This window comes from Luteimonas suaedae, assembly GCF_008312895.1.
Classification (GTDB): Bacteria; Pseudomonadota; Gammaproteobacteria; order Xanthomonadales; family Xanthomonadaceae; genus Luteimonas; species Luteimonas suaedae.
This window is the reverse complement of record NZ_VSSP01000004.1, coordinates 269,664-290,887: the sequence shown is the minus strand read 5'-3', so window position 1 is coordinate 290,887 and position 21,224 is coordinate 269,664. Positions and strand designations below refer to the sequence as shown.

General features: G+C 64.7%; 14 protein-coding genes. 3 read left to right on the top strand and 11 right to left on the bottom strand.

Annotation, left to right across the window (positions count from 1 at the left end; translation table 11 throughout):
* Positions 1-115: 115 nt before the first annotated feature.
* From FXO19_RS09030 to FXO19_RS08990, 9 genes are all read right to left on the bottom strand, one after another.
* On the bottom strand, positions 116-2,947 hold the full coding sequence (locus FXO19_RS09030) for a glycosyltransferase (RefSeq protein WP_187775712.1): 2,832 nt from the start codon (positions 2,945-2,947) through the stop codon (positions 116-118).
* Positions 2,931-6,590 (bottom strand): glycosyltransferase family protein, encoded by a 3,660-nt coding sequence (locus tag FXO19_RS09025; RefSeq protein WP_149194744.1) that lies wholly within the window; start codon positions 6,588-6,590, stop codon positions 2,931-2,933. Before FXO19_RS09025 ends, FXO19_RS09030 begins: the two co-directional genes overlap by 17 nt.
* Entirely contained in the window at positions 6,587-7,363 is a 777-nt protein-coding gene (locus tag FXO19_RS09020; RefSeq protein ID WP_149194743.1) for an ABC transporter ATP-binding protein, read from the bottom strand. Before FXO19_RS09020 ends, FXO19_RS09025 begins: the two co-directional genes overlap by 4 nt.
* A 2-nt stretch (positions 7,364-7,365) precedes the next feature.
* Positions 7,366-8,142 carry an ABC transporter permease gene (locus FXO19_RS09015; RefSeq protein ID WP_187775711.1) on the bottom strand — a complete coding sequence of 259 codons (777 nt, stop codon included), beginning with the start codon at positions 8,140-8,142 and terminating at the stop codon, positions 7,366-7,368.
* Between the two features lie 16 nt (positions 8,143-8,158).
* Positions 8,159-9,355, bottom strand: coding sequence for a cystathionine gamma-synthase (locus FXO19_RS09010; RefSeq protein WP_149194741.1), 1,197 nt, complete (start codon positions 9,353-9,355; stop codon positions 8,159-8,161).
* Between the two features lie 251 nt (positions 9,356-9,606).
* Positions 9,607-10,983, bottom strand: coding sequence for a pyridoxal-phosphate dependent enzyme (locus tag FXO19_RS09005; RefSeq protein WP_149194740.1), 1,377 nt, complete (start codon positions 10,981-10,983; stop codon positions 9,607-9,609).
* A gap of 129 nt (positions 10,984-11,112) precedes the next feature.
* Positions 11,113-11,331 (bottom strand): HP1242/YdcH family protein, encoded by a 219-nt coding sequence (locus FXO19_RS09000; protein WP_149194739.1) that lies wholly within the window; start codon positions 11,329-11,331, stop codon positions 11,113-11,115.
* A gap of 771 nt (positions 11,332-12,102) precedes the next feature.
* Entirely contained in the window at positions 12,103-12,690 is a 588-nt protein-coding gene (locus FXO19_RS08995) for an SPFH domain-containing protein (RefSeq protein WP_149194738.1), read from the bottom strand.
* Between the two features lies 1 nt (position 12,691).
* Positions 12,692-13,048, bottom strand: coding sequence for a DUF4398 domain-containing protein (locus FXO19_RS08990; RefSeq protein WP_255516362.1), 357 nt, complete (start codon positions 13,046-13,048; stop codon positions 12,692-12,694).
* Positions 13,049-13,166: 118 nt separating this feature from the next.
* On the opposite strand from FXO19_RS08990, the gene FXO19_RS08985 reads away from it, so the two are divergent.
* Complete coding sequence (locus FXO19_RS08985) at positions 13,167-14,291, top strand: PilT/PilU family type 4a pilus ATPase (protein WP_149194736.1); 1,125 nt, start codon at positions 13,167-13,169, stop codon at positions 14,289-14,291.
* A 165-nt stretch (positions 14,292-14,456) separates the two neighbouring features.
* On the opposite strand, the gene maiA is transcribed toward FXO19_RS08985, so the two are convergent.
* Together maiA and FXO19_RS08975 are read right to left on the bottom strand one after the other, a co-directional pair.
* On the bottom strand, positions 14,457-15,119 hold the full coding sequence (gene maiA, locus FXO19_RS08980) for a maleylacetoacetate isomerase (protein ID WP_149194735.1): 663 nt from the start codon (positions 15,117-15,119) through the stop codon (positions 14,457-14,459).
* Positions 15,120-15,240: 121 nt separating this feature from the next.
* On the bottom strand, positions 15,241-16,230 hold the full coding sequence (locus FXO19_RS08975; protein WP_149194734.1) for a fumarylacetoacetate hydrolase family protein: 990 nt from the start codon (positions 16,228-16,230) through the stop codon (positions 15,241-15,243).
* A 266-nt stretch (positions 16,231-16,496) separates the two neighbouring features.
* On the opposite strand from FXO19_RS08975, the gene FXO19_RS08970 reads away from it, so the two are divergent.
* Positions 16,497-18,428, top strand: coding sequence for a YadA-like family protein (locus FXO19_RS08970; protein WP_149194733.1), 1,932 nt, complete (start codon positions 16,497-16,499; stop codon positions 18,426-18,428).
* A 451-nt stretch (positions 18,429-18,879) separates the two neighbouring features.
* A complete protein-coding gene (locus FXO19_RS08965) occupies positions 18,880-21,213 on the top strand; it encodes a YadA-like family protein (RefSeq protein WP_149194732.1) in 2,334 nt (777 codons plus the stop codon).
* Positions 21,214-21,224 lie beyond the last annotated feature (11 nt).

Below are 21,224 nucleotides of genomic sequence, written 5' to 3'. Positions count from 1 at the left end.
CGCTGGCCCTTGTGCGTAAACCGCCAATTTTATCAGTCAATAGGGGGCGCCGGCGCTAAGAATGACTCGCGGCCAGACCCCACCCGTCTCCGGCCCATGAGCCACTCGGCTGGGCTCACCGCCCCGGCCCGACGCCATCGGGGCCCGTCGGCTCCGAGACGTCAATTCCCAAGGCTCGCAGTCGGTTGCAGTAGGCTTGCGGCGTGCAGTTCCGTCGAATGTAATCCTGTCCGCGTCGGCTCTGGGCCTGATAGCTGTCCCAGTCTCCATGGAGGGCGGCGACTGTCTGCCTTACTTCCGCAGGCTCGACGTACACACATGCCTCACCGAAAATTGGCTCGAAATGACGCGGGACGATCACGACCGCCCCGGAGGCAAGCGCTTCCATGATGACCCGGCCAAAGGCTTCGACGAGATCACGATGTGGGAAGTAGACGAAAAAGTCGATGGTCTGCAGGAACTCGGCCGGGGCCATTTCGTTGAACTCGTAGAGCGTCCAGTTGGCCACCTCCTCTTCCGTCACCAGGCCTTTCGACAGGAGCTTGGTAACGCCGCCCATGATCCGGACCTCGAATTCGCCATCGACTGGATAGGCATCCAGAATGGCCGCGCGGCTTTCCGGCCACTTGAGGTGGTCGTCGCGCGAATGCCGACCGATTGCTGGGACGGACGACACGGGATGTACGCGCTCGGGAAGGTCGCAGCCGGAGCTTTCCAGAACCCCAACCCAGTCGAAACCAAGCAATTGGCCCGGGGCGAGATGAGGGGCGCACAAACCGCGAATCACAGCGGACTGGGGCGCCCATAGCGGTTCGGTACCAAATGCACTCCCTACATTGTCGAGAACGCGCTGGATATCATAGAAATGCCTGACATTTCCTGTTTCATAGGGGACGTGGTTGGCCACAACAATGGCTTTCCCCGCCTCGATTCCGAAATCAAGCTTCGGCAAGTACTGGAAGCACGCAGGCCATCGCACGATCACCAGCTCGGCATCGCAAGCCGCAGTCATCGTGATTTCGTCAATCTGACCGGAACGAATGAGTTCGCGAATCGGCTCAATCGGTTCCCGCTCCGCGACGATGCCGACAAACAAGAGGTTCCTCGCCCTTGCGATTGCTACCTTGAGACCAGCATCCAGGCATATCTTGATCTCGTGCAGAAGCGAGTTCGCGTTGCCGCCGGTAAAGCCAAGTTCGGAGACAAAGACAACGTCGTAGCGGGGTCTCTCCACTTCCGGAAGAAAGCTTGCCGGTGCTGGAAACCGCCTGTCGCCATCGAAGGGCATGAGCGGGGATGCCGTACCAGCGTCGATGTCCGAATGCCACTCCAGGTAGCGCGTCTGATACAACTTCCGATCCGGGTGCAGGTAGCCCCTGAATAGCTCGCTTCCCGAGAGGCTCTTCTTATCCAGCAGAGCGAACGTCAAAGGAACCCTTGGCTCGACGGCGTCCACCTCCTGCCCGAACACCAGCTTGATACGGGAGATGAACTCCGAATCGCCCGCCTTGCGCACCGGATCCCAGCAGCCGACCTTCTCCACGACCGGGATCCGCCTGAACATCAGTGTCACGAAGGCCGGATACACGAAGTTAGGATTCGCAATCGAATTCCTGTTCTTGAATTCGAGATCACGATCAACCCGACAGAGGCTGCTGATATTCGCTATCGCATCCTGACGGGCAACAAGGTCCCGGGCTTGCAACTCTAACCGCATCGGGTGCGCCCAATCATCCGCGTCGTGGCAAGTGACGAACTCGCCCCGTGCCTGGCGTAGCCCTTCATTCCTGGCCGTGTACGCCCCGCGGTTCTGAGGCAGGACCGTTACCCTGATCCGCTCGTCAATCGCTGGGAGCCGCGCCAGGACGTCAAGACCTTCAGTGCTGCCATCATCGACTATGATTACCTCGATGTTTCTCCAGGACTGTTCGATTATCGACCTGACCGCCCATTCCGCCTCCGAGCCGGGGTTGTATACAGGCATGATGACGCTGATCAGCGGTCCGTCTACGGCTCCCCGGTCGTCAGCGGTAAGCCTGTAGAAAGCCGCCCCGTCCACACCTGCAACGCGTGCTGCGGGGATGAATGAAGGGCGATAAACACCGTCGATGGACTCGCCCCATTTGCCGAGGTTGTCCGGGTTGCCCGTGCGCCAGGGATTGGTGGAGTTGGCCATCAGGAATGGAAAGTTGACCGAGCTCTTGGCCGCGAGCGCGAACCGTTCAACCCATTCATGGAAATGCTCGTCGTTGCCGATGCTCAACAGGGTTGCAAGCAACCAGTCGACATCGTGCTGTGCGAACGAACGGGCACCGTGTGTGTCGAACAAAATTTCGTAGCAGGCGATCGCGTCAAGCCGATCACGGATGGAAAGATCCTGCCTGTAGAAAACACGCGCCATCTCCCTCAACGCGTCTCCGTCGAACTTGAGCGCTTGCGCAACTACATCCTTTCTCTTGATCGGCGCCCTGTATGCGTCCAACAGGTCGCAAAACTGTCCGATATCCATCCGGCCTTTCGTGACGACATGGGCGAGCACATCCCGTCCGTCCACGTATCTGGAGCGGACGATCTGCCTGGCAAGATACTTACTCTTACTGGCATTGAGCTCCGAATAGAACCCTACGGCCCCCCAAGCAGACCTCAAGGTCAACTTGGATTTGCTTCGGCGGAGCTTGGCTGCGGGATCGTGCTGGACAACAAGGGCGTTGCGCCAGGCACCGAAAAACTCCCGATTTTCTGGCGACAGACGGTACTCAATCTGGCGCAGCAGAAGCAAGGACATGACACTTAAGTACAGAAACGATGCCGCTACAGAAACCGCGGCGAGCGGCCAGTGGGAAAGGGCGATTGAAACAAGCAATAGTGCCGCAATCATCGCTGCCGCTGACAGAAGGGCGACCTGCTTGAACGAAATTGTCCGCAATTTCTTATAAATGATGTTCATGAGCAGGCCTCCCATCCTTATTTTCTTTTTTTGAGCAGCAACTGCCCGAGGCTGCCTCTCTCATCCCAAAAACCGCCAATTCCTGATCGACGACCTGGCGCCATCCTGATTGCCGCTCTACGCGGGCAGCGGCCCGGACAGACATTGAACTGAACCTTTCCGGGTCGGTCGCCAGACGCAATATCGCGGACGCCAGGGCATCCACGTCTTCTGGTGGACACAACTCACCGCAGGATGCGTCCACGAACTCAGGGATCGCGCCGACTTGCGTGGTGACCGGCACAAGGCCGGAGGACATTGCTTCATCGCGACTCACCCCTTGTGTATCCCCTCGTGTCGGCGCCAGAAAGACCCCATGCTCCCGATGAAGGGAAGCAATCTGATCTTGGGGAAGAAAACCGCGCACGAGGGTTACATTGGGATACCGTTCCAGGCCGTTAAAGTTCTCGTCCCAAAGCTCGCCATCTCCGACAAGGGTAAAGCTGAGTTCGGAAAATATGTCCTCGGCCGCCAATTTGTGGATCGTGGCTGCAACGAGATCATTGGCATAGATCCTCGACGCGTGGGGACGGATCGAGAGGATCCTTTTGGCCAGATGCGCCGACTTGGCCTCGTACCGGAACAGCCGAGAGTCGATCGGATTGTGAATCACCGACCAATTGACATCGGACGCGCAAACCCGCAGGTCGTTCCATGTTTGCTCGGCTAGATATTTTGAAACGAATACATAGTGGATGTCTCTTCCAGACTCCGACAGCACCGTCTTCCAGAAATTCGACCGTTGCGCACTTGCGGCCTTGCCGGCATCAAGCTCCTTGCTGGTTCTGTAGTTGAAACTGCGGTGCTGCCATGACTGTACTTCTGCCCCATGGAGCCACACGGCGAGTGGCTTGTGAACATCCAGACCACGCACTGCTTGCCACATGTCCTGATCCATGAAGTGCACCGCAACAGCCGCATGGTCAGACATCGCCAGCGTCGCCCCGAGCACGTCCGGCAGGCATTCCCGTACCAGCACGCCATCGTACTCATAATCACGCAGCCGTTCACCACGCTTCACGACGAAGACGTCGACGCCCAGGCCCCGTTCCCTATACGCGAGGACCCGACGATGCAGGAACGCATTTCGGTAGAGGCAGCCGTGCGCTGGATAGCCGTTGCACACCAGGGCCAATCGACCCCGCCCCGGAGAAAATAGGGGTTCGATTGGCGTTGTTCCGAACCAGAGCCAATCCACTTCCTGTACGACAGGGCCTCGCACTTTCACGGCCAGCCGATAGTGGTGGGTATCGGCTGGTGGCGTCCGCGTGACCGGCACCAGGGGCTCCATCGGCAGCGATTCAAGCACCCTTCCGCGCGAGCCGATGATCTCCAGGCGGAAAGCCGTCGACGTACTTGCGACGGCCTGCAGACAAACGTGGGCTTTGCCGTCGGTTTCCAACTGGCGACGGGAAAGCGGGCCTGACGTCAATTCGGATACTTCACCGTCCTCGAGCCGGGAGCAAAGCTCCATGCGGCCTCGTTTGGGCACTACCGTTACACGCTCTGCCCTACTCCCCCGGATCAGCAAGTCGGCAAGCGCAGCTCCGTCCAGCGCCCTTGCGCCAACCTTGCGAGGATCGGCTTGTGCAGGCTGCAACGCGCCGGCGCGGAGGATTTCCTCCATGCATACGGCCGTCGCACATGCAACCGACACCCTTGGGGCGTGGTCGCTCCCGGCTCCGCCCTGTAGGTACTCCCATGCATCGATCGAGACGCATCGAGCGGCGGCGAGCACTCCGGAGTCGAGTTGGTCCAACAGCTCATCCAGCGTACTGGACACCGCCCCACGCCGGAACAACATCCTGCGCAGGGCGAGTGACTCGACGAACTTATATTCGTCCTGCGGGTTGCGCTCGACGAGACGCCCATCGACCTGTTCGTGCCACGCACCCTTCCCAATGAAATCGCCGAGCCCCCACTTGGCAGCTATGGCAAGGTCCGACAGATAGTGCGGCCCGTAGTAGTCATCGGGGTGGAACACCGCCACCCAGTCCGATTCCGACACCTCGAAAGATTCGAGATGAGCCGCATAGCCAGGTATCGCAAGGTCCGTCGGTGCGTCCAGGACGAGCTTCACTCCCGGCACACGTTGCCGGACGAAGGCCTCACAAATCCGACCCAGCTCTGCCTGCTCGCATACTCGCGCAAGCACCAGGAACGACGTGCTTGACTGGAGGAGTTCGACGCCGAGCGCCACCTTTCCGATGAGCTGCAGCCGATGTGCCCAAGTATGCTCCCCCATCACCGCCCGCAACGCCTGTAGCCGCCGGATGCGGTAGCGCTTCGCGCAAGGGTCGCGCAACTCTGTCCACGCTTCCTTCAACAAGCGCTCCGGATCATCGGTTGCTACGACAGTGTCTGCCAGGAAAAGCTGGAGCCCGAGGGAATGATTGCTGTAAACAGAAGTCCCGCACGCAGCCAATTCGAACGCGCGCCGAGCGAACATGGTGGGTGATGATTTGATCGTATTTAGATTCAGACCAAGGAAATGGCGACGAAAAACTGCGCCGGTTTCCTCGTACGTCACCGTAGGCCTCAGCATCGAGTGATACCTGCGGGGAAAACGCCTGTACGACTCCCCTCGATCACTGAGCCGATCATGAATGACTAGCTTCCCTGCCAGCGCCAGTGCGTCGGCGGCGCGCGTGAAATCTCGAGATCGATCCGGTAACCGTCCATACCAGGCGCCGGCAAAAACGGAAGATGCCTGGCGGGGCTCGGAGGATATCGGGTGATGGATGGTAGGCTGAACGCCAAATGGCATGACCCCTACGCGGTCGTGTCCAAGCAACCTGCGGTAGCGCGGAATGCAATCGGCATCTGTAGTAAGGACATGGTCGAAGAGCATGGCCGTGTCTAGAAAGGCTCCGAAGTGCAGGGGATCTTCCTTGTTCCAGAACACGGTCGGGATGTCCGACTGGCGGCATGACATGACTAACGATCGCAGCTGGGCTGGAGCACGCTCCACCAAACCTTTCCATTCGTTCGACTGACCGGTCCACGCGGACTCGACCAGTAGCACATGCGGTTTATGGCGACGGATCTGCTCGGCCCAGTTGGACGGGTCCAGAAGCTCCAGAGAACACTCGGGGGCAAAGCTAGACGCCGAGAACGGATCGAGCACCGCCGCCACGCGCAGTTCTGAAATGTATTCGGGCAGCGACTCCGCCTTGGGGTGCAATTGCAGCCCTAGATCCTGCTGCTCACCGCGCACGGTGGCGGAAGCGACGCTCTGGATGATTTGCTGCTGCTGTCCTCGGCGCCTGCGTAGACGGCGAGCAAACCCTCTCGCGACGCGAAGAACCTTCCTGGTCGCCCGCAAAGGCACACGGGCAGCCACCGCCAGGAACGCTGCCAAACGATACCTGTAACTGGACTTGAGTTGCGAAAGCTCCTGGCTATCAGCCAGAACCGCCGCTACCGCATCCGAGAGGCGGCCCGAACCGACCGTAATCGGCGCCGAGCAGTCCGCTCGTTCAAGCAGTCGGCATATCGAGTCCAACTCAACTCGGCATCGCAACAATTCGAGCCGAAGCGAGAGGTCGCCATCGGCTGGACTATCCCCGGCGGCTGCCTGGGCAGGGGCCACACCCTTTCTCACGCGCCGCCATCTCCTGGGCGACTCGGTGTACTGAGAACAATCTTGTTGTACTTTTCAAGCATTTTACGAACCGGACCAAAAGCCACCACCTTCCCGTCCTCCATGACGATGCCCTTGTTGCAGACACTCCGCATGAGTTTGGAATTGTGACTGGCAAGAACAACAATCTGCGCCCCGTTGACGCGCGAGTGAATCCTGGCCTTGGCCTTCGCAACGAACGCAGCGTCGCCGGCGCTGATCCATTCATCCATGATCAGGATGTCATTCTGCAATGCCGTAGCCAAGGCAAACCCAAGCCGCATGCGCTGCCCTGACGAAAGGGTCCGCAACCGGTGCCCTGCTTTGCGTTCCAATTCCGAGAAGGCCAGAACCTCGTTGATGATTCCACTTGCATCGCGAGGCTTGAGGCCCATGGCGATGCCGCGAAGCAGGATGTTCTCAACCAGGGTCGCTTCAGCATTGAACCCAAGGGACAGGTTCAGCAGCGCCTGGCACGACCCGCTCGTTTCAATCGCTCCGGTTGACGGCGGATACGCGCCAACCAGAACCTTCAGGAGCGTCGATTTTCCAGCTCCGTTGCGCCCAATGATTGCCAGCCTATCGCCGCTGTGCAATTCAAAATTCACATCGGACAGGATTCGCCGCATTTCTCGTTTCGGGGGTTGGAATGCCGCCCTCAATAACACGTTCAGGCCTGCTCGCGCACCTCGCTGATCCTGCGTATAGATAGGGAGGTCCAAACCGATATTTGATGCCTTGAGGTAAGCGTCCATCGTCAGATCCAGATTGGAACGAACCTGGCATAGCGACGATAGACCACTGTCGCAAGCAGCCACCCCAAGAGCAGAAAGCAGAGAAGATAGATGCAAGTCGAGGTCTCGACCGGCTTACCGAGCAGCGGCGCCCTGACGAGCTCCACCATATGGAATAGGGGATTTGCGCGGGCAATTCCGCCACGCACTGAACTGATCGGCACCTGATCTGAAAACCACAGGATAGGAGTGAACAGGAAAGCGAACATCAGAATGCTGCCCACCAACTGGTTCACATCAGGCAGGCGGGCGCCGATCACGCCGACCAGGACGCCGAGCCATGCGATGTTGAGCAGGACTATTGTTATCGTCGCTGGCAACACCAACAAACCCCAAGGGTCGAAGGACGGGCTGATGGCCAGCGCCACCGCCAAAACCGGAACTGACAGCAGGAAATAGAAAAACCCCCTTCCGATGACACGTAGTACGTAGTCGGTCAGCCTCACGCGCCCATCGAGGATGAAGGTCGAGTGTCCCGAGAAGACCGTCGTTGCCTCGTTGAGGCTCGCGGTTACAAGCCGATAAACCACATAGCCCAAACCCAGGTGGGGAATAAACTCCCGAGGGGGCACCCCCATGAAGGAAGAAAAGAACCAGCCGATGCCGAAGGCGTAAAGGCCGGAGGGGACCATCGCCCATGCGAGTCCGAGCCTGGACTGGCGATACTTTGTCACCAGCACCAGCCATGTGGCATACACCCAGAACTCCGGGTGGCGCAGGCTGTCGATGTAGTCTCGCAAGAGAGATCGTCCCATGTCAGCCGACCCCCTCCCTCAACGCATCCGATATGTCATTGCGCAGGTCATCCACTGCCTCGACCCCCACACTCAGCCGCACCAGCTCATCCCCCAACCCCAGCTGCACCCGTCGCTCCACCGGCACCGAGGCGTGCGTCATCACCGCTGGATGGTTGACCAGGCTCTCCACTCCCCCGAGGGATTCGGCCAGGGTGAAGAGCTCGACGCGCTCGCAGAAGCGCCTTGCGGCTTCATACCCCCCCTTGAGCCAGATCGAGATCATCCCGCCGAAACCGTCCATCTGCCGCTTCGCCAGCGCGTGCTGTGGGTGCGAGGCGAGGCCGGGGTAAACGACCTTCTCGATCGCCGGGTGCGACTCGAGGAACTCCGCCAGCACCTGCGCATTCTCGCAGTGTGCCCTCATCCGCAGGTGCAGGGTCTTCAGCCCACGCAGGGCCAGGAAGCTGTCGAACGGGCCCTGCACCGCACCAATCGAGTTCTGCAGGAAGATCAGCTGTTCGGCCAATTCGACATCGTCGCCGACCACGACCATGCCACCGACGACATCGGAGTGACCGTTGAGGTACTTGGTGGCCGAATGCAGCACGAGATGCGCACCGAGCGCCAACGGACGCTGCAGGATCGGCGAGCAGAAAGTGTTGTCGACGACCACGATCAGGCCGCGCTTGCGGGCGAGTTCCGCAATCTGCGCGATATCCACCAGCTTGAGCAGCGGGTTGGTCGGGGTTTCGATCCAGACCATCCGCGTCTCGGGCCGGATCGCCTCCTCGAATGCAGCCGCGTCGCTCAGGTCCACCCAGCTGAAATCCAGCCCGGCCGAACGTCGGCGCACCCGCTCGAACAAGCGGTAGGTGCCGCCATAGACATCGTCCATTGCGATCACATGGCTGCCCGAATCCAGCAGCTCCAACACCGTGGACGTCGCCGCCATGCCGGAAGCGAAGGCGTAGCCGCGGCTGCCGCCCTCCAGTCCGGCCACGCAGCGCTCGTAGGCGAAACGGGTCGGGTTGTGGCTGCGCGAGTACTCGAAACCCTGGTGCTCGCCCGGGCTGCGCTGGGCGTAGGTGGAGGTAGCGTAGATCGGCGGCATCACCGCGCCGGTGCTGGGGTCGGGCGACTGGCCGGCGTGGATGGCCTTGGTCCCCAGGCCCCAGTGTTCCGGGCTGGCGTCGGCCGCTCGGCGGTCGTCCGTCATGCAGATGAAATCCAGTGAAAACAGGTCGCGAATTCTACCATCGGGCGGGTTGCCCCATACCCGGGCACCTCGCTGCGAGGCCTGGAACCGCCTCGCGGCTGCCGGGCGAGCGGCGTTCAGGTTCGGTGGCGGCGCTGTGGGAGCGACGGAAGTCGCGACGCCGGTGTCGCTCGGGCCGCACGCGATCGCCCGGAACCCCATTTGCGGAGGTCGCGACTACCGTCGCGCCCACGGGAACGGCATTGCACCGGCTACTGCACCCGCCGCCGCAGCCAGTTCAGCAGGTCGATCCGGGTGATCAGGCCCAGGAAGCGATCGCCGTCGACGACGATCGCCACCTGGCCGCGGTCGAACACCGGCAGCAGCGCCTCGATCGGCGATTTCACGTCCATGATGTCGAGCTTGCTGACCATCGCGGTCGAAACCGGATCGCGGAAGCGCGCCTCGTCGCCGTAGACGTGCAGCAGCACGTCCGACTCGTCGAGGATGCCGACGATGTGCTCGCCGTCCATCACCGGCAGCTGCGAGATCTCGTACAGCTTCATGCGCTGGTAGGCAGTCATCAGCAGGTCGCCCGGTGCCAGCACCACCGTGTCGCGCTGCGAGTACGGGCGCAGGATCAGGTCGCGCAGGTCGCCATGCTGCTCGCGTTCGATGAAGCCGTTGTCCAGCATCCAGTAGTCGTTGTACAGCTTCGACAGGTACTTGTTGCCGGTATCGCAGACGAACACCAGCACCTTCTTCGGTTCGGCCTGCTCGCGGCAGTACTTCAGCGCCGCCGCCAGCAGGGTGCCGGTGGAGGAGCCGCCGAGGATGCCCTCGCTGCGTAGCAGCTCGCGCGCGGCCAGGAAGCTCTCCTGGTCGCTGATCGCATAAGCCTTCTTTACCCGCGAGAAATCAGATATCACCGGCAGGAAGTCCTCGCCGATGCCCTCGACCATCCAACTGGCGGACTTGTCGCTCAGGGTACCTTCGTTGATGTACTCGGCGAGGATCGAGCCGACCGGGTCGGCCAGGATCAGCTCCACCTGCGGCGCATGCTCGGCGAAATGCCGCGACAGGCCCGTCATGGTGCCGGAGCTGCCGCAGCCGAACACCACCGCGTCCAGCCCACCAACCTCGGCCATCTGCCGCAGGATCTCCGGCGCGGTGCCGTGCTCGTGCGCGGCCGGGTTGTCGGGGTTGCCGAACTGGTTGACGAAATAGACGCCCGGCGTCTCGCCAGCGATGCGCTCGGCCAGGTCCTGGTAGTACTCGGGGTGGCCCTTGGCCACGTCGGAGCGCGTGAGCACCACCTCGGCGCCCATGGCCTTCAGATTGAAGATCTTCTCCCGGCTCATCTTGTCCGGAACCACTAGCACCAGGCGGTAGCCCTTCTGCTGCGCCACCAACGCCAAGCCGATGCCGGTGTTGCCGGCGGTGCCCTCGACCAGAGTGTCGCCGGGCCGGATGTCGCCGCGTCGCTCCGCGGCCTCGATCATCGACAGTCCGATGCGGTCCTTGATCGAACCACCCGGGTTCTGGCTTTCCAGCTTGAAGTACAGCTCGCAGGGGCCGGCATCCAGACGCTGCGCGCGGACGATCGGGGTGTCGGCGATGAGATCGAGAACGGAATCGTGGATCGGCATGCTGGCTGGAGCCCGCGGGCGTCGTCGGAAGGAGGCGCGATTATCGCACCGCTCCGGCCAGCATCCCCGCGGGCGGCGCCGGCCGACGAGGAGGCCGGCACCGCCCGCGAAAGGAAGGGGTGTCCTGCGTCAGTGGTGCAGGGTGTCGTACATCCGGGTCAACCGATCCTTGGCCGCGAGCTTCTCGCGTTTCATCTGCGACAGGGTGGTGTCGTCGATCGGCAGCACGCCGAGCTCCGCGTCCATCACCTTCTTGTCGAGTTCCTGGTGATGGTGATACAGCCGCCGGAACTCGGGGTTGGTCTGGATGACTGCTTCGAGCTCCGACTGGGGTTGCCCTTCGAACATGGAAGCCTCCTTGGGGGTCAGGAATGAGAACGCCCCGGCCGGCGAGGGCACGGGGCGTTGCAGAGAAGCGTTGAAGTCCGGCCGGAAACCAACTGCGCGGGCCGCCCTTGCAGGGCATCCGCGCGGACCTTGCTTCCGGCGGCATGCTCCCTGGGGTGGTGCGTCTGGGTCATCGATATCGGCCTGTCGCAGAGGTGGCGGCCGGATCGGACGCCGCCTTTCATCTCGACCCTACTCCTCCGGATCGGGGTCGGCAAGCACCATCGAAAGGAGCGCGCGGCAGCGCCGCGAGGGCTCCGCCTGAATGCGCGAATCGCGTCTGGACTGCGATCCTGCGGGCAACGGTAGATGGAGCCAACTAACTGAATCAATTGGAAATTATTCGTTAATGCAGCTCGGAGACCCCAGATCACGCGCCGGCCCGCACAGGCGAGAATTACGCCGCAGCTGCAGCATTGCGGCGCCTCCGACATCGCCCTTCCCCGGGGAATGGACGTCGCTGGATCCCCTCGGTCGCCAATTCTGAATAAGCGCCCCCTCCTCCGCCTGCGGGGGCAGGTGCCCGAAGTGCGGATGGCGGGCGCGCAGGCACGAAAAGCCTCCTCATCCGGCGCCCACGTCACTTCGCTCCGTGCTCCGATCCATGCAAACACGCGCGGGCGTTCGGTCGCGCGCGCGCCTATAGGCCGCCGGCGGGAGAAGGGAAGTGCAGTGCAGGCAAGATGCGATGCAAAGACAGGCGCCTTGGCGGGACGGCGGCGCCTGTCGCGGTCAGTCGTCGTCTTCCGCCGCGCGCATCAGTTCCGCCTCGCGGCGCGCGAGCTCGGCTTCGCGGGCGCGCGCCGCGCGCAGCTTGGCCGCCTGGTCGCTGGCGACTCCGTCGAGCACGATCTCGGTTTCCTGGCGGGCGCTGTACTCGGACTCCGCCGCCATGCGCAGGCGCGCCGCTTCTTCGGCCTGGATCTGCGCCTGCACGCGCATGCGCTCGGCCTCCTGCCGCGCGCGCGCGGCCTCCTGCCGGCTGGCCTCGACCAGCAGGTCGCTGCGCTCGCGCTCCAGTTCGGCGATCTCGCGCCGGACCGCCTCGGTGCGCGCGGCCGTCTCGGCGGTCTCCACGCGCCATTCGGCGACCTGCAGCGGTTGGGCACGATCGCCGCGGGCGTTGGCATAGGCGTCCACCGCCTGCCGTGCCTGCAGGCGCTCGTAGTTGGCGAAACCGCTCTGCACCGGATCGGCGTCGAGCGCCTGCAGCCGCTGCGACAAGCGCTGCGCGGCCGGGTCGTCCGCCGCATGCGCGACGGAAGTGCAGACGGGGACACACAGCAGGGCCAGCAACATCCAGGACGATAGGGTCTTCATGTCAGTCCTCCTCCATACCCAACTGCTCGCGCAGCCGCGAGATCTGCGCCCGGCGCTGCGCCAGTTCGGTATTGGCCACCGCCTCACGGCTGCGGGCGTGGGCCAAGTCGCCGAGTGCCGAGGCGCTCAGCGCGGCACTGCGCGCGTCGCGTTCGCGGCCGCCGGCCATCGCCGCCTGCGCCTGCCCGAGCAGGGTCCGGGCCTGGGCGATTTCCTCCGGCGCGTACTGGTCGGCATCGGCATCGGAGGCGCGGGCGACCGACTGCTGCGCGGCCGCCAGTTCGGCCGTGGGCGGCGGCAGACTGGCGCAAGCTGTGAGCGCCAGCACGATCCCGAAGGCGGACGCCTGCAGGAACACTCTCAACTGTGCAATGCTAGCTGACATTGGCGGCCGTACCGATGGGGAATCTGCGGCCATTGTCGACAGCAGGCGGCCGGATCGCAACGACCGATCACGGCCGAAAGGGGATTCGTTCATGGACATCGGCTATTTCCTGAAGCTGATGACGGAAAAAAACGCCTCGGACATGTTCCTGACCACCGGGGCGCCGGTCTACATCAAGGTCGAGGGCAGACTGTACCCGCTCGGCAACACCGGGCTGCCCACCGGCATGGTGAAGAAGATCGCCTATTCGCTCATGGACGAGGGCCAGGTACCGGTGTTCGAGCGCGAGCTGGAGCTGAACATGGCGCTGTCGTTGCAGGACTCGGGGCGCTTCCGCGTCAACGTGTTCAAGCAGCGCGGCGAGATCGGCATGGTGATCCGCGCCATCCGCAGCGTCATCCCCAGCATCGAGGAGCTGCAGCTGCCGCAGGCGCTCAAGCAGATCATCATGGCCCCGCGCGGGCTGGTGCTGATCGTCGGATCCACCGGCTCGGGCAAGTCGACCACGCTGGCGTCGATGATCGACCACCGCAACAGCCATACGTCCGGACACATCCTCACCATCGAGGACCCGATCGAGTATCTGCACAAGCACAAGAAGTCGATCGTCAACCAGCGCGAGGTCGGGCTCGACACCCACACCTTCCACAATGCGCTGAAGAACGCCATGCGCGAGGCGCCCGACGTCATCCTGATCGGCGAGATCCTCGACGCCACCACCATGGAGGCGGCGATCGCCTTCGCCGAGACCGGTCACCTGTGCCTGGCGACCCTGCACTCCAACAACGCCGACCAGACCATCGAGCGCATTCTCAACTTCTTCCACGAGAACGCGCACAAGAACGTGCTGATGAACCTGGCGCTGAACCTCAAGGCGGTGGTCAGCCAGCGCCTGGTGGTCGGCGTCGACGGCCGCCGTCTGCCGGCAGCCGAGGTGCTGATCAACACGCCGATGATCCGCGACCTGCTGCGGCGCGGGCAGGTGCACGAGATCAAGCAGGCGATGGAGGAGACCCTGGAGGAAGGCATGGAAAGCTTCGACCAGTGCCTGTTCCGGCTCTACAAGGAAGGCAAGATCGAGATGGAAGAAGCGCTGAAGGCCGCCGATTCACGCGACGGCCTGGCGCTGAAGTTCCGGCTCTCGGAGGGCGGGACCGGCGAGCACGACCCCTATGCCGATGTCTTCGACAGCACGTCGGAGAACGAGCACACGTAACCGGCATCCTCGAATGCAGCCGCCCCCGTAGGAGCGCGCCATGCGCGCGATGCCGCGGGTGTCTGCAGCATTCGACGAACGCGGCGATCCTGGACCGGCAGGCGCACCGGTCATCAACGCCCACGGGCGGCGAGGTGCCCGCGGCATCGCGCGCATGGCGCGCTCCTACGTCTTTGGTGCGTCGGGCTGGCGCTCCGGACGCGCGGCGTCGAACGCCGGCAGCGCCAGACAGGCCGCCTCGATGCGGCGGATGGTCGGATACGGCGTCATGTCGACGCCGAAGCGGCGCGCGTTGTACACCTGCGGCACCAGACAGCAGTCGGCCAGGGTCGGCGCCTGGCCATCGCAGAACGCATCGGTGGAAGGGTGATCGGACAACAGCGCCTCGAACGCCGCCAGGCCTTCGGTCATCCAGTGCCGCATCCAGACGTCGCGCTCTGGTTGGGGCACGTTCCATTCGTGCTCGAAGAAGCGCACCACCCGCAGGTTGTTGAGCGGATGGATGTCGCAGGCGACCAGCTGCGCCAGCGCGCGCACCCGCTGGCGTTCGCGCGCGGTGGCGGGCAGCAGCGGGGGTGACGGCCAGACTTCGTCCAGGTATTCCAGGATCGCCAGCGATTGCAGCAGGCGGCGTCGCCCGTGCTCCAGCATCGGCACCAGCTTCTGCGGGTTGGCCTCGGCGTACTCCGGCCCGTGCTGCTCGCCGCCGTTGCGCACCAGGTGCACCGGCGCGATCTCGTACGGCAGCCCCTTGAGGTTCAGGCCGATCCGCACCCGATAGGCCGCACTCGAACGCCAATACGAGTACAGCTTGAGCGGCTCCGCCATCTTTCCTTCTCCCATGCGTCCCCCTGTGGCCGCCTGTCGTCAACAGTAACGCGGAAGCCGCCGCCGCGGCCGCCCATCCGTCGCGTCGCGACGCCCGTTCGGCTGCGATCGCCTCGCCCGATCAGGCGCCGGACGGGCGTTCGATCCGCTGCTCGATGGCGCCGAAGATCGAGCGGCCGTCGCGATCGAGCATCTCGATGCGCACGGTGTCGCCGAAGCGCATGAACGGCGTCAGCGGCTTGCCATGCTCCAGCGCTTCCACGGTGCGCTTCTCCGCGAAGCACGAGGCGCCCTTGCCGGTGTCCTGGTTGGCGATGGTGCCGGAGCCGACGATCGTGCCGGCCGACAGCGGCCGGGTCCGGGCCGCGTGCGCCACCAGTTGGGCAAAGTCGAACTGCATGTCGACGCCGGCTTCGGGGGCACCGAACCACTCGCCGTTGACATGGGTGAGCAGCGGCAGGTGCAGCTTGTTGCCGCGCCAGGCCTCGCCCAGCTCGTCCGGGGTCACGAACACCGGGCTCAGCGCCGAGCGCGGCTTCGACTGCAGGAAGCCGAAGCCCTTGGCCAGCTCGCCCGGGATCAGGTTGCGCAGGGAGACGTCGTTGACCAGTCCGACCAGCTGGATGTGCGCCGCCGCCTGCTCCGGCGTCGCCGCCATCGGCACGTCGTCGGTCACCACCACGATCTCGGCCTCCAGGTCGATGCCGTGGTCCTCGCTGGGTACGCGAACCGGGTCGCGCGGGCCGTAGAAGCCGGCGCTGGTCGCCTGGTACATCAGCGGGTCGGTGTAGAAACTTTCCGGCACCTCGGCGCCGCGCGCGCGGCGCACGCGTTCCACGTGCGGCAGGTAGGCGCTGCCGTCGACGAACTCGTAGGCGCGCGGCAGCGGCGCGGCCAGCTGGGCCATGTCGAGATCGAAGGCGCCCGCCGCCTGCCCGTTCTCGAGCTGCTGTGCCAGCGCATTGAGCCGCGGCGCGAGATTGGACCAGTCCTCCAGCGCCTGCTGCAGGGTCGCGGCGATCTCGCCGGCGCGCACCGCGCGCGACAGATCGCGGGAGACGACGACCAGGGTGCCGTCGCGGCCGCCCTCCTTCAGGGAACCAAGCTTCATCGGGACTCCGTGTTTCCGGCGCCACAGCGCGATGGTTGCGATTGTAACCGGGACGCCGGAAGCGTCAGTGCGGCCGCATGCCGGGCTTCGGCTCGCAATACCCGAGGCGCGGTGATGGGTCCGGCGCGCCTTTGCCGGTTCGTACTGCAAGCGCGGCGTGGTCGTTGCCCCGGAAGCCGGGGGAGGCCCGGCCGGGGGATCCAGCTTCCGGTCGAGGGCGAGTCCCTCTGCGACTGCGCGAATCCAATCTTCCTTCGGAGCACACCATGAACCTGCCGACACTGTCCATCCACCCTCGCCATTGCTTGTCCTCAACACTGGCCATCGCCGTCTGCCTGACCTTTTCCGGCGCCGCGATGGCCGGCGACGTCTGCGACCTGGAAACCGCGGGGGAAAGCGGCGCTGGCGCCGCAGCACCGGGCTCCGACTCGCTGGCTTGCGGATCCAACGCCACGGCCAATGGACCGCGCTCCACGGCGATCGGCACGTTCAGCCTGGCGGGCCCGGAATCGAGCACGGCGGTGGGCTCCCACGTAATCGCCTCGGGGGTCGGCAGTGTCGCGACTGGTACCTGGATGGATCTAAACGGCAACAACCTGGTCGACCCTGGCGAGGGGACGATCGCCGTAGGGCAACGCTCCGCCGCCTATGGGGCACTTGCGCAGGCGACGGGCGAATTCAGCACGGCGCTCGGCGGTGTCGCCCGAGCATCCGGATTCGGCAGTGTTGCCGTTACCGGCGTTGCCAGCGGCGACAACAGCATTTCCGTCAAAGGCAGTGCGGGAGGAACATTCAGTATCTCCGTCGGATATGGGTCCACAGCCGGTGGCACGCGCAGTCTGGCAATGGGATCCTTCAGCGAGGCCAGCGGTGTGAACAGTACTGCCTCTGGCAGTTTTGCCAGCGCCGCTGGCGAGCGCAGTGCTGCTTTCGGATACTCCAGTCAGGCTTTTGCAACCGATTCCACGGCGATTGGTTCACAAAGCGTGGCCAGTGGAGAGAACGGCACTGCACTCGGCGCATCGAGCAGCGCCACCGGCATCCGCAGCACCGCACTCGGCATGAACGCCGTTGCCGACGATCTACAAACGACTGCGATGGGACAGAACGCGATGGCAAGCAACCTGACAGCGACCGCCGTGGGAGCTTCCAGCAATGCAACCGGCCTTCATAGCACCGCCGTTGGCGGCAATAGCGACGCTAGTGGAAATTTCGGCGTAGCTGCAGGTATCAACGCCGCAGCCACCGGCTCGTTCGCCACCGCGGTCGGCGCCCTCAGTAAAGCCAGCACCGCCAATGCTTCAGCCTTCGGCAGGGGCAGCATCGCCTCCGGTGATGCCGCGACGGCCTTGGGCACGAAGAGCCTGGCTGCGGGGGAAAACAGCCTGGCTCTGGGATTCCAGGCGATCGCCGGCGGAACCGACGACATCGCCATCGGCGTAAATTCGAGCGTCCAGGCGGATCTGGGCACCGCCATGGGCACCGGCAGCATCATCCATGCGGGAGCATCCAATGCGGTCGCGTTGGGTGCCGGATCCGTCGCCGATCAGTCCAACACGGTTTCGATTGGCTCGGCAGGAAACGAACGTCGCCTGGCCAATCTAGCGGCGGGAGCCTCGGCCACCGATGCAGTCAACCTGTCGCAGCTACAAGCCACGCTGACCACCGCGAACGCCTACACCGATACCGCCGTCGCCACCGGCGGTACCGCCGCCAATGCCTATACCGACAATCGCGAAGCGGCGATCCGCGGCGACATGGATGCCGGCGACGCCGCCACGCTGAGCGCGGCGGAAACCTATGCCGACGCCGGCGACACGGCGACCCTGGGCGCGGCCAACGCCTACACCGATACCCGGATCGCCGACATCGCCGGCTTCGACCCAGGTTCCATCAACGGCCGGCTGGACGCCTTCGATGACCGCTTCGCCGATGTCGACCAGCGGCTCCACCGGCAAGATGCCCGCATCGACCGGGTCGGCGCGCTGAACGCGGCGATGATCGGAATGGCCGCAAGTGCGGCGGCGGTCGAAGAGGGACAAAGCCGCATCGGCTTCGCCGCCGGCGAATACAACGGCAAGCAGGCGTTCTCGATCGGCCTGCAGCAGCGCATCGGACGGCGCGCGGCGCTGACCCTCGGCGGCGCCTTCAGCGGTTCGGAGCGCTCGACCACGCTGGGCGTCGGCATCGGCTTCTGACGGCAGTCCCAAGTCCGGGCGAGGCCTACGGGCGGTCCGGCCGCGGGCGTGGCGACGACGTCGTCACGCCCGCTTTTTTTTGAAGTTCGCCACGCATCCGGCCATTGCGTAGGAGCGCGCCATGCGCGCGATGCCGGTCATGTCACGGCGTCCGGCGCAGCATCGCCCGTCGTGCCGAGCCGGCACGCACACAGGCGATCGGAGCCGCCGGCGGCGAAGCGTCCGCGGCATCGCGCGCATGGCGCGCTCCTACGATCGGCAAGAAGGCGCGTTTCCCGCAAGGGAGATATTTCGTCCGAAGTGATGGGTTTGCGGCCGCTTTGCCGGTTGGTTGTTCAAGCGCGACGTGGTCATCGCCCCGGAAGCGGGGGAGGCCCGGCCGGATTCGATCTCCAGGTCGAGGGCACGCCCCTCTGCGTCCGCGCGACACCAATCCATCAGGAGAATCCAGATGAAACATCCGAACATGATTACTGCGCGACGCCAGCGTCGCGCCCTGGCCGTCGCCATCGCCTTGTCTTTCGCCGCCACCGGCGTGGCCTTTGCGGGCGATGTCTGTGATTTCGAAACGGCCGGCGAAAGCGGCGGAACCGCAACCGCGCCAGGACTCGAGGCGCTGGCCTGCGGCACCGGCAGCAACGCCGCCGGTACTTATGCGGTGGCGATGGGCCGCAATAGCGAGGCGACCGGGGTGTTCACCGTCGCGATCGGCAACCACAGCATGGCCAGCGGCGCGCGCAGCATTGCGATCGGTTCGGCCAGCGTTGCCAGCCAGGAGAGGAGCACGGCAGTGGGCACGGCCAGCAAGGCACTGGGCTACCAAAGTTCCGCGTTCGGCGGCAACGCCAATGCGTCCGGCACACACGCGACCGCGCTCGGCGCCTACAGCGAAGCCAGCGCAGTTGGCACCACCGCCGTCGGCGGCTGGCACGACGCCGACAACGACGGCCTTCCGGACGCCGACGAGAGAACCCTGGCATCGGCCGCCCGTGCCAGCGCATTCGGCGCCGGCGCCCGCGCCACCGCCGCCGATGGCACCGCCACCGGAGTGCAGAGCATCGCGACTGCCGCGAGCGCCAGCGCCTACGGCTCGGACGCGCAGGCGACCGGTATCAGTAGCACCGCCATCGGCGCGGAGAGCCACGCGACCGCCACCTTCAGCACCGCCATCGGCGGACGCAGCATTGCCAGCACGGACGCCGCCACCGCTATCGGTTACCTGAGCTCGGCCGGCGGCGCCCGCGCTACGGCGAACGGCTTCTGGAGTTCGGCCAGCGGCGACAACAGCATCGCCTTCGGCGCCGAGAGCATCGCGTCCGGCGATTTCGGCATCGCCATCGGCTACCTGAGCGAGGCCGACGGACAGGCCGCCACCGCGCTGGGGTCCGGCAGCATCGCCAGCGCCACGCTCTCGGTCGCGATCGGCGCCAGCAGCACCGCCACCGCCTCGGCCACTACGGCGCTGGGCGCCGGCAGCGACGCCACCGGCCTGGGCAGCACCGCACTCGGCCAGGCCAGCGATGCCTCTGGCGAGCATTCCACCGCACTCGGCGCCGGCAGCGACGCCGCCGGCCTGCGCAGCACCGCGCTCGGCATGCTGAGCGAGGCCAGCGGCGACAACAGCAGCGCGGTCGGCCGCAACAGCAGTGCCACCGGGGAAGGCAGCAACGCATACGGCGTAGACAGCACAGCGAGCGGCGAGCGAAGCATCGCGATCGGCGTTTTGGCCGAGGCGACGGGAGACCTCGGCACCGCAATCGGCTACCAGAGCTCGAGCAGTGGTCACAGAAGCATCGCCATGGGTCACCTGACCAAGGCCACGGCCGTGAACTCCGTCGCGCTCGGCTCCTCCTCGGTGGCCGACCGTTCCGAAACGGTTTCCATCGGCGACGGAGAACTCCTGCGACAACTGGTCAATCTCGCGGCCGGCACCGAAGATACCGACGCGGTCAACGTCGGCCAGCTCCACCCCTACGCCACGGCGCTGGGCGGCGGCGCAAGTTTTGGCGGCGGCGTGTTCACCGCGCCGACCTACGTGATCCAGGGCGCCGAGTACCACGACGTCGGCGGCGCCTTCGCTGCGGTCGACAGTCGGTTGACGGCATTGTCGGACCAGGGCGGCGGTCCGGGCCCTGTGGGTCCCGCCGGGCCCCAGGGTCCGGCCGGCCCGCAAGGCCCGGCAGGTGCCGATGGACCGGCGGGCCCTGCCGGTCCCGGCAACCCGCTGGGCGTGGCCTATGAGAACTCCGACATGGACACAATTGCGCTCGAAGGCGCCGACGGCACCCTGATCTCCAATGTCGCCGCCGGCACCGCCGCGCACGATGCCGTCAACAAGGGCCAGATGGACGCCGGCGACGGTGCGACGCTCGCCTCGGCCGCCGTCCATGCCGATGCCGGCGACACGCAGACGCTTTCCGCCGCCAACGCTTACACCGACACCCAGGTCGCCAACCTGCTCGGCTTCGATCCAAGCTCCATCAACGGACGGCTGGATGCGCTGGAGGACCGCTTCGACGACGTCGATCGCCGCCTGCATCGCCAGGACAAGCGGATCGACCGGCAGGGTGCGATGGGCGCGGCGATGTTGAACATGGCGATCAACGCCGCTGGCTCACAGAGCCCGCGCGGACGTGTCGCGGTCGGCGCCGGCTTCCAGGGCGGCGAGCAGGCGCTGTCGGTCGGCTACGGCAAGCGCGTGGGCCAGCGCGCCTCGTTCTCCCTGGGCGGCGCCTTCAGCGGTTCGGAACGTTCGGCCGGCATCGGCTTCGGCCTGGACCTGTGATGCCGTGATCC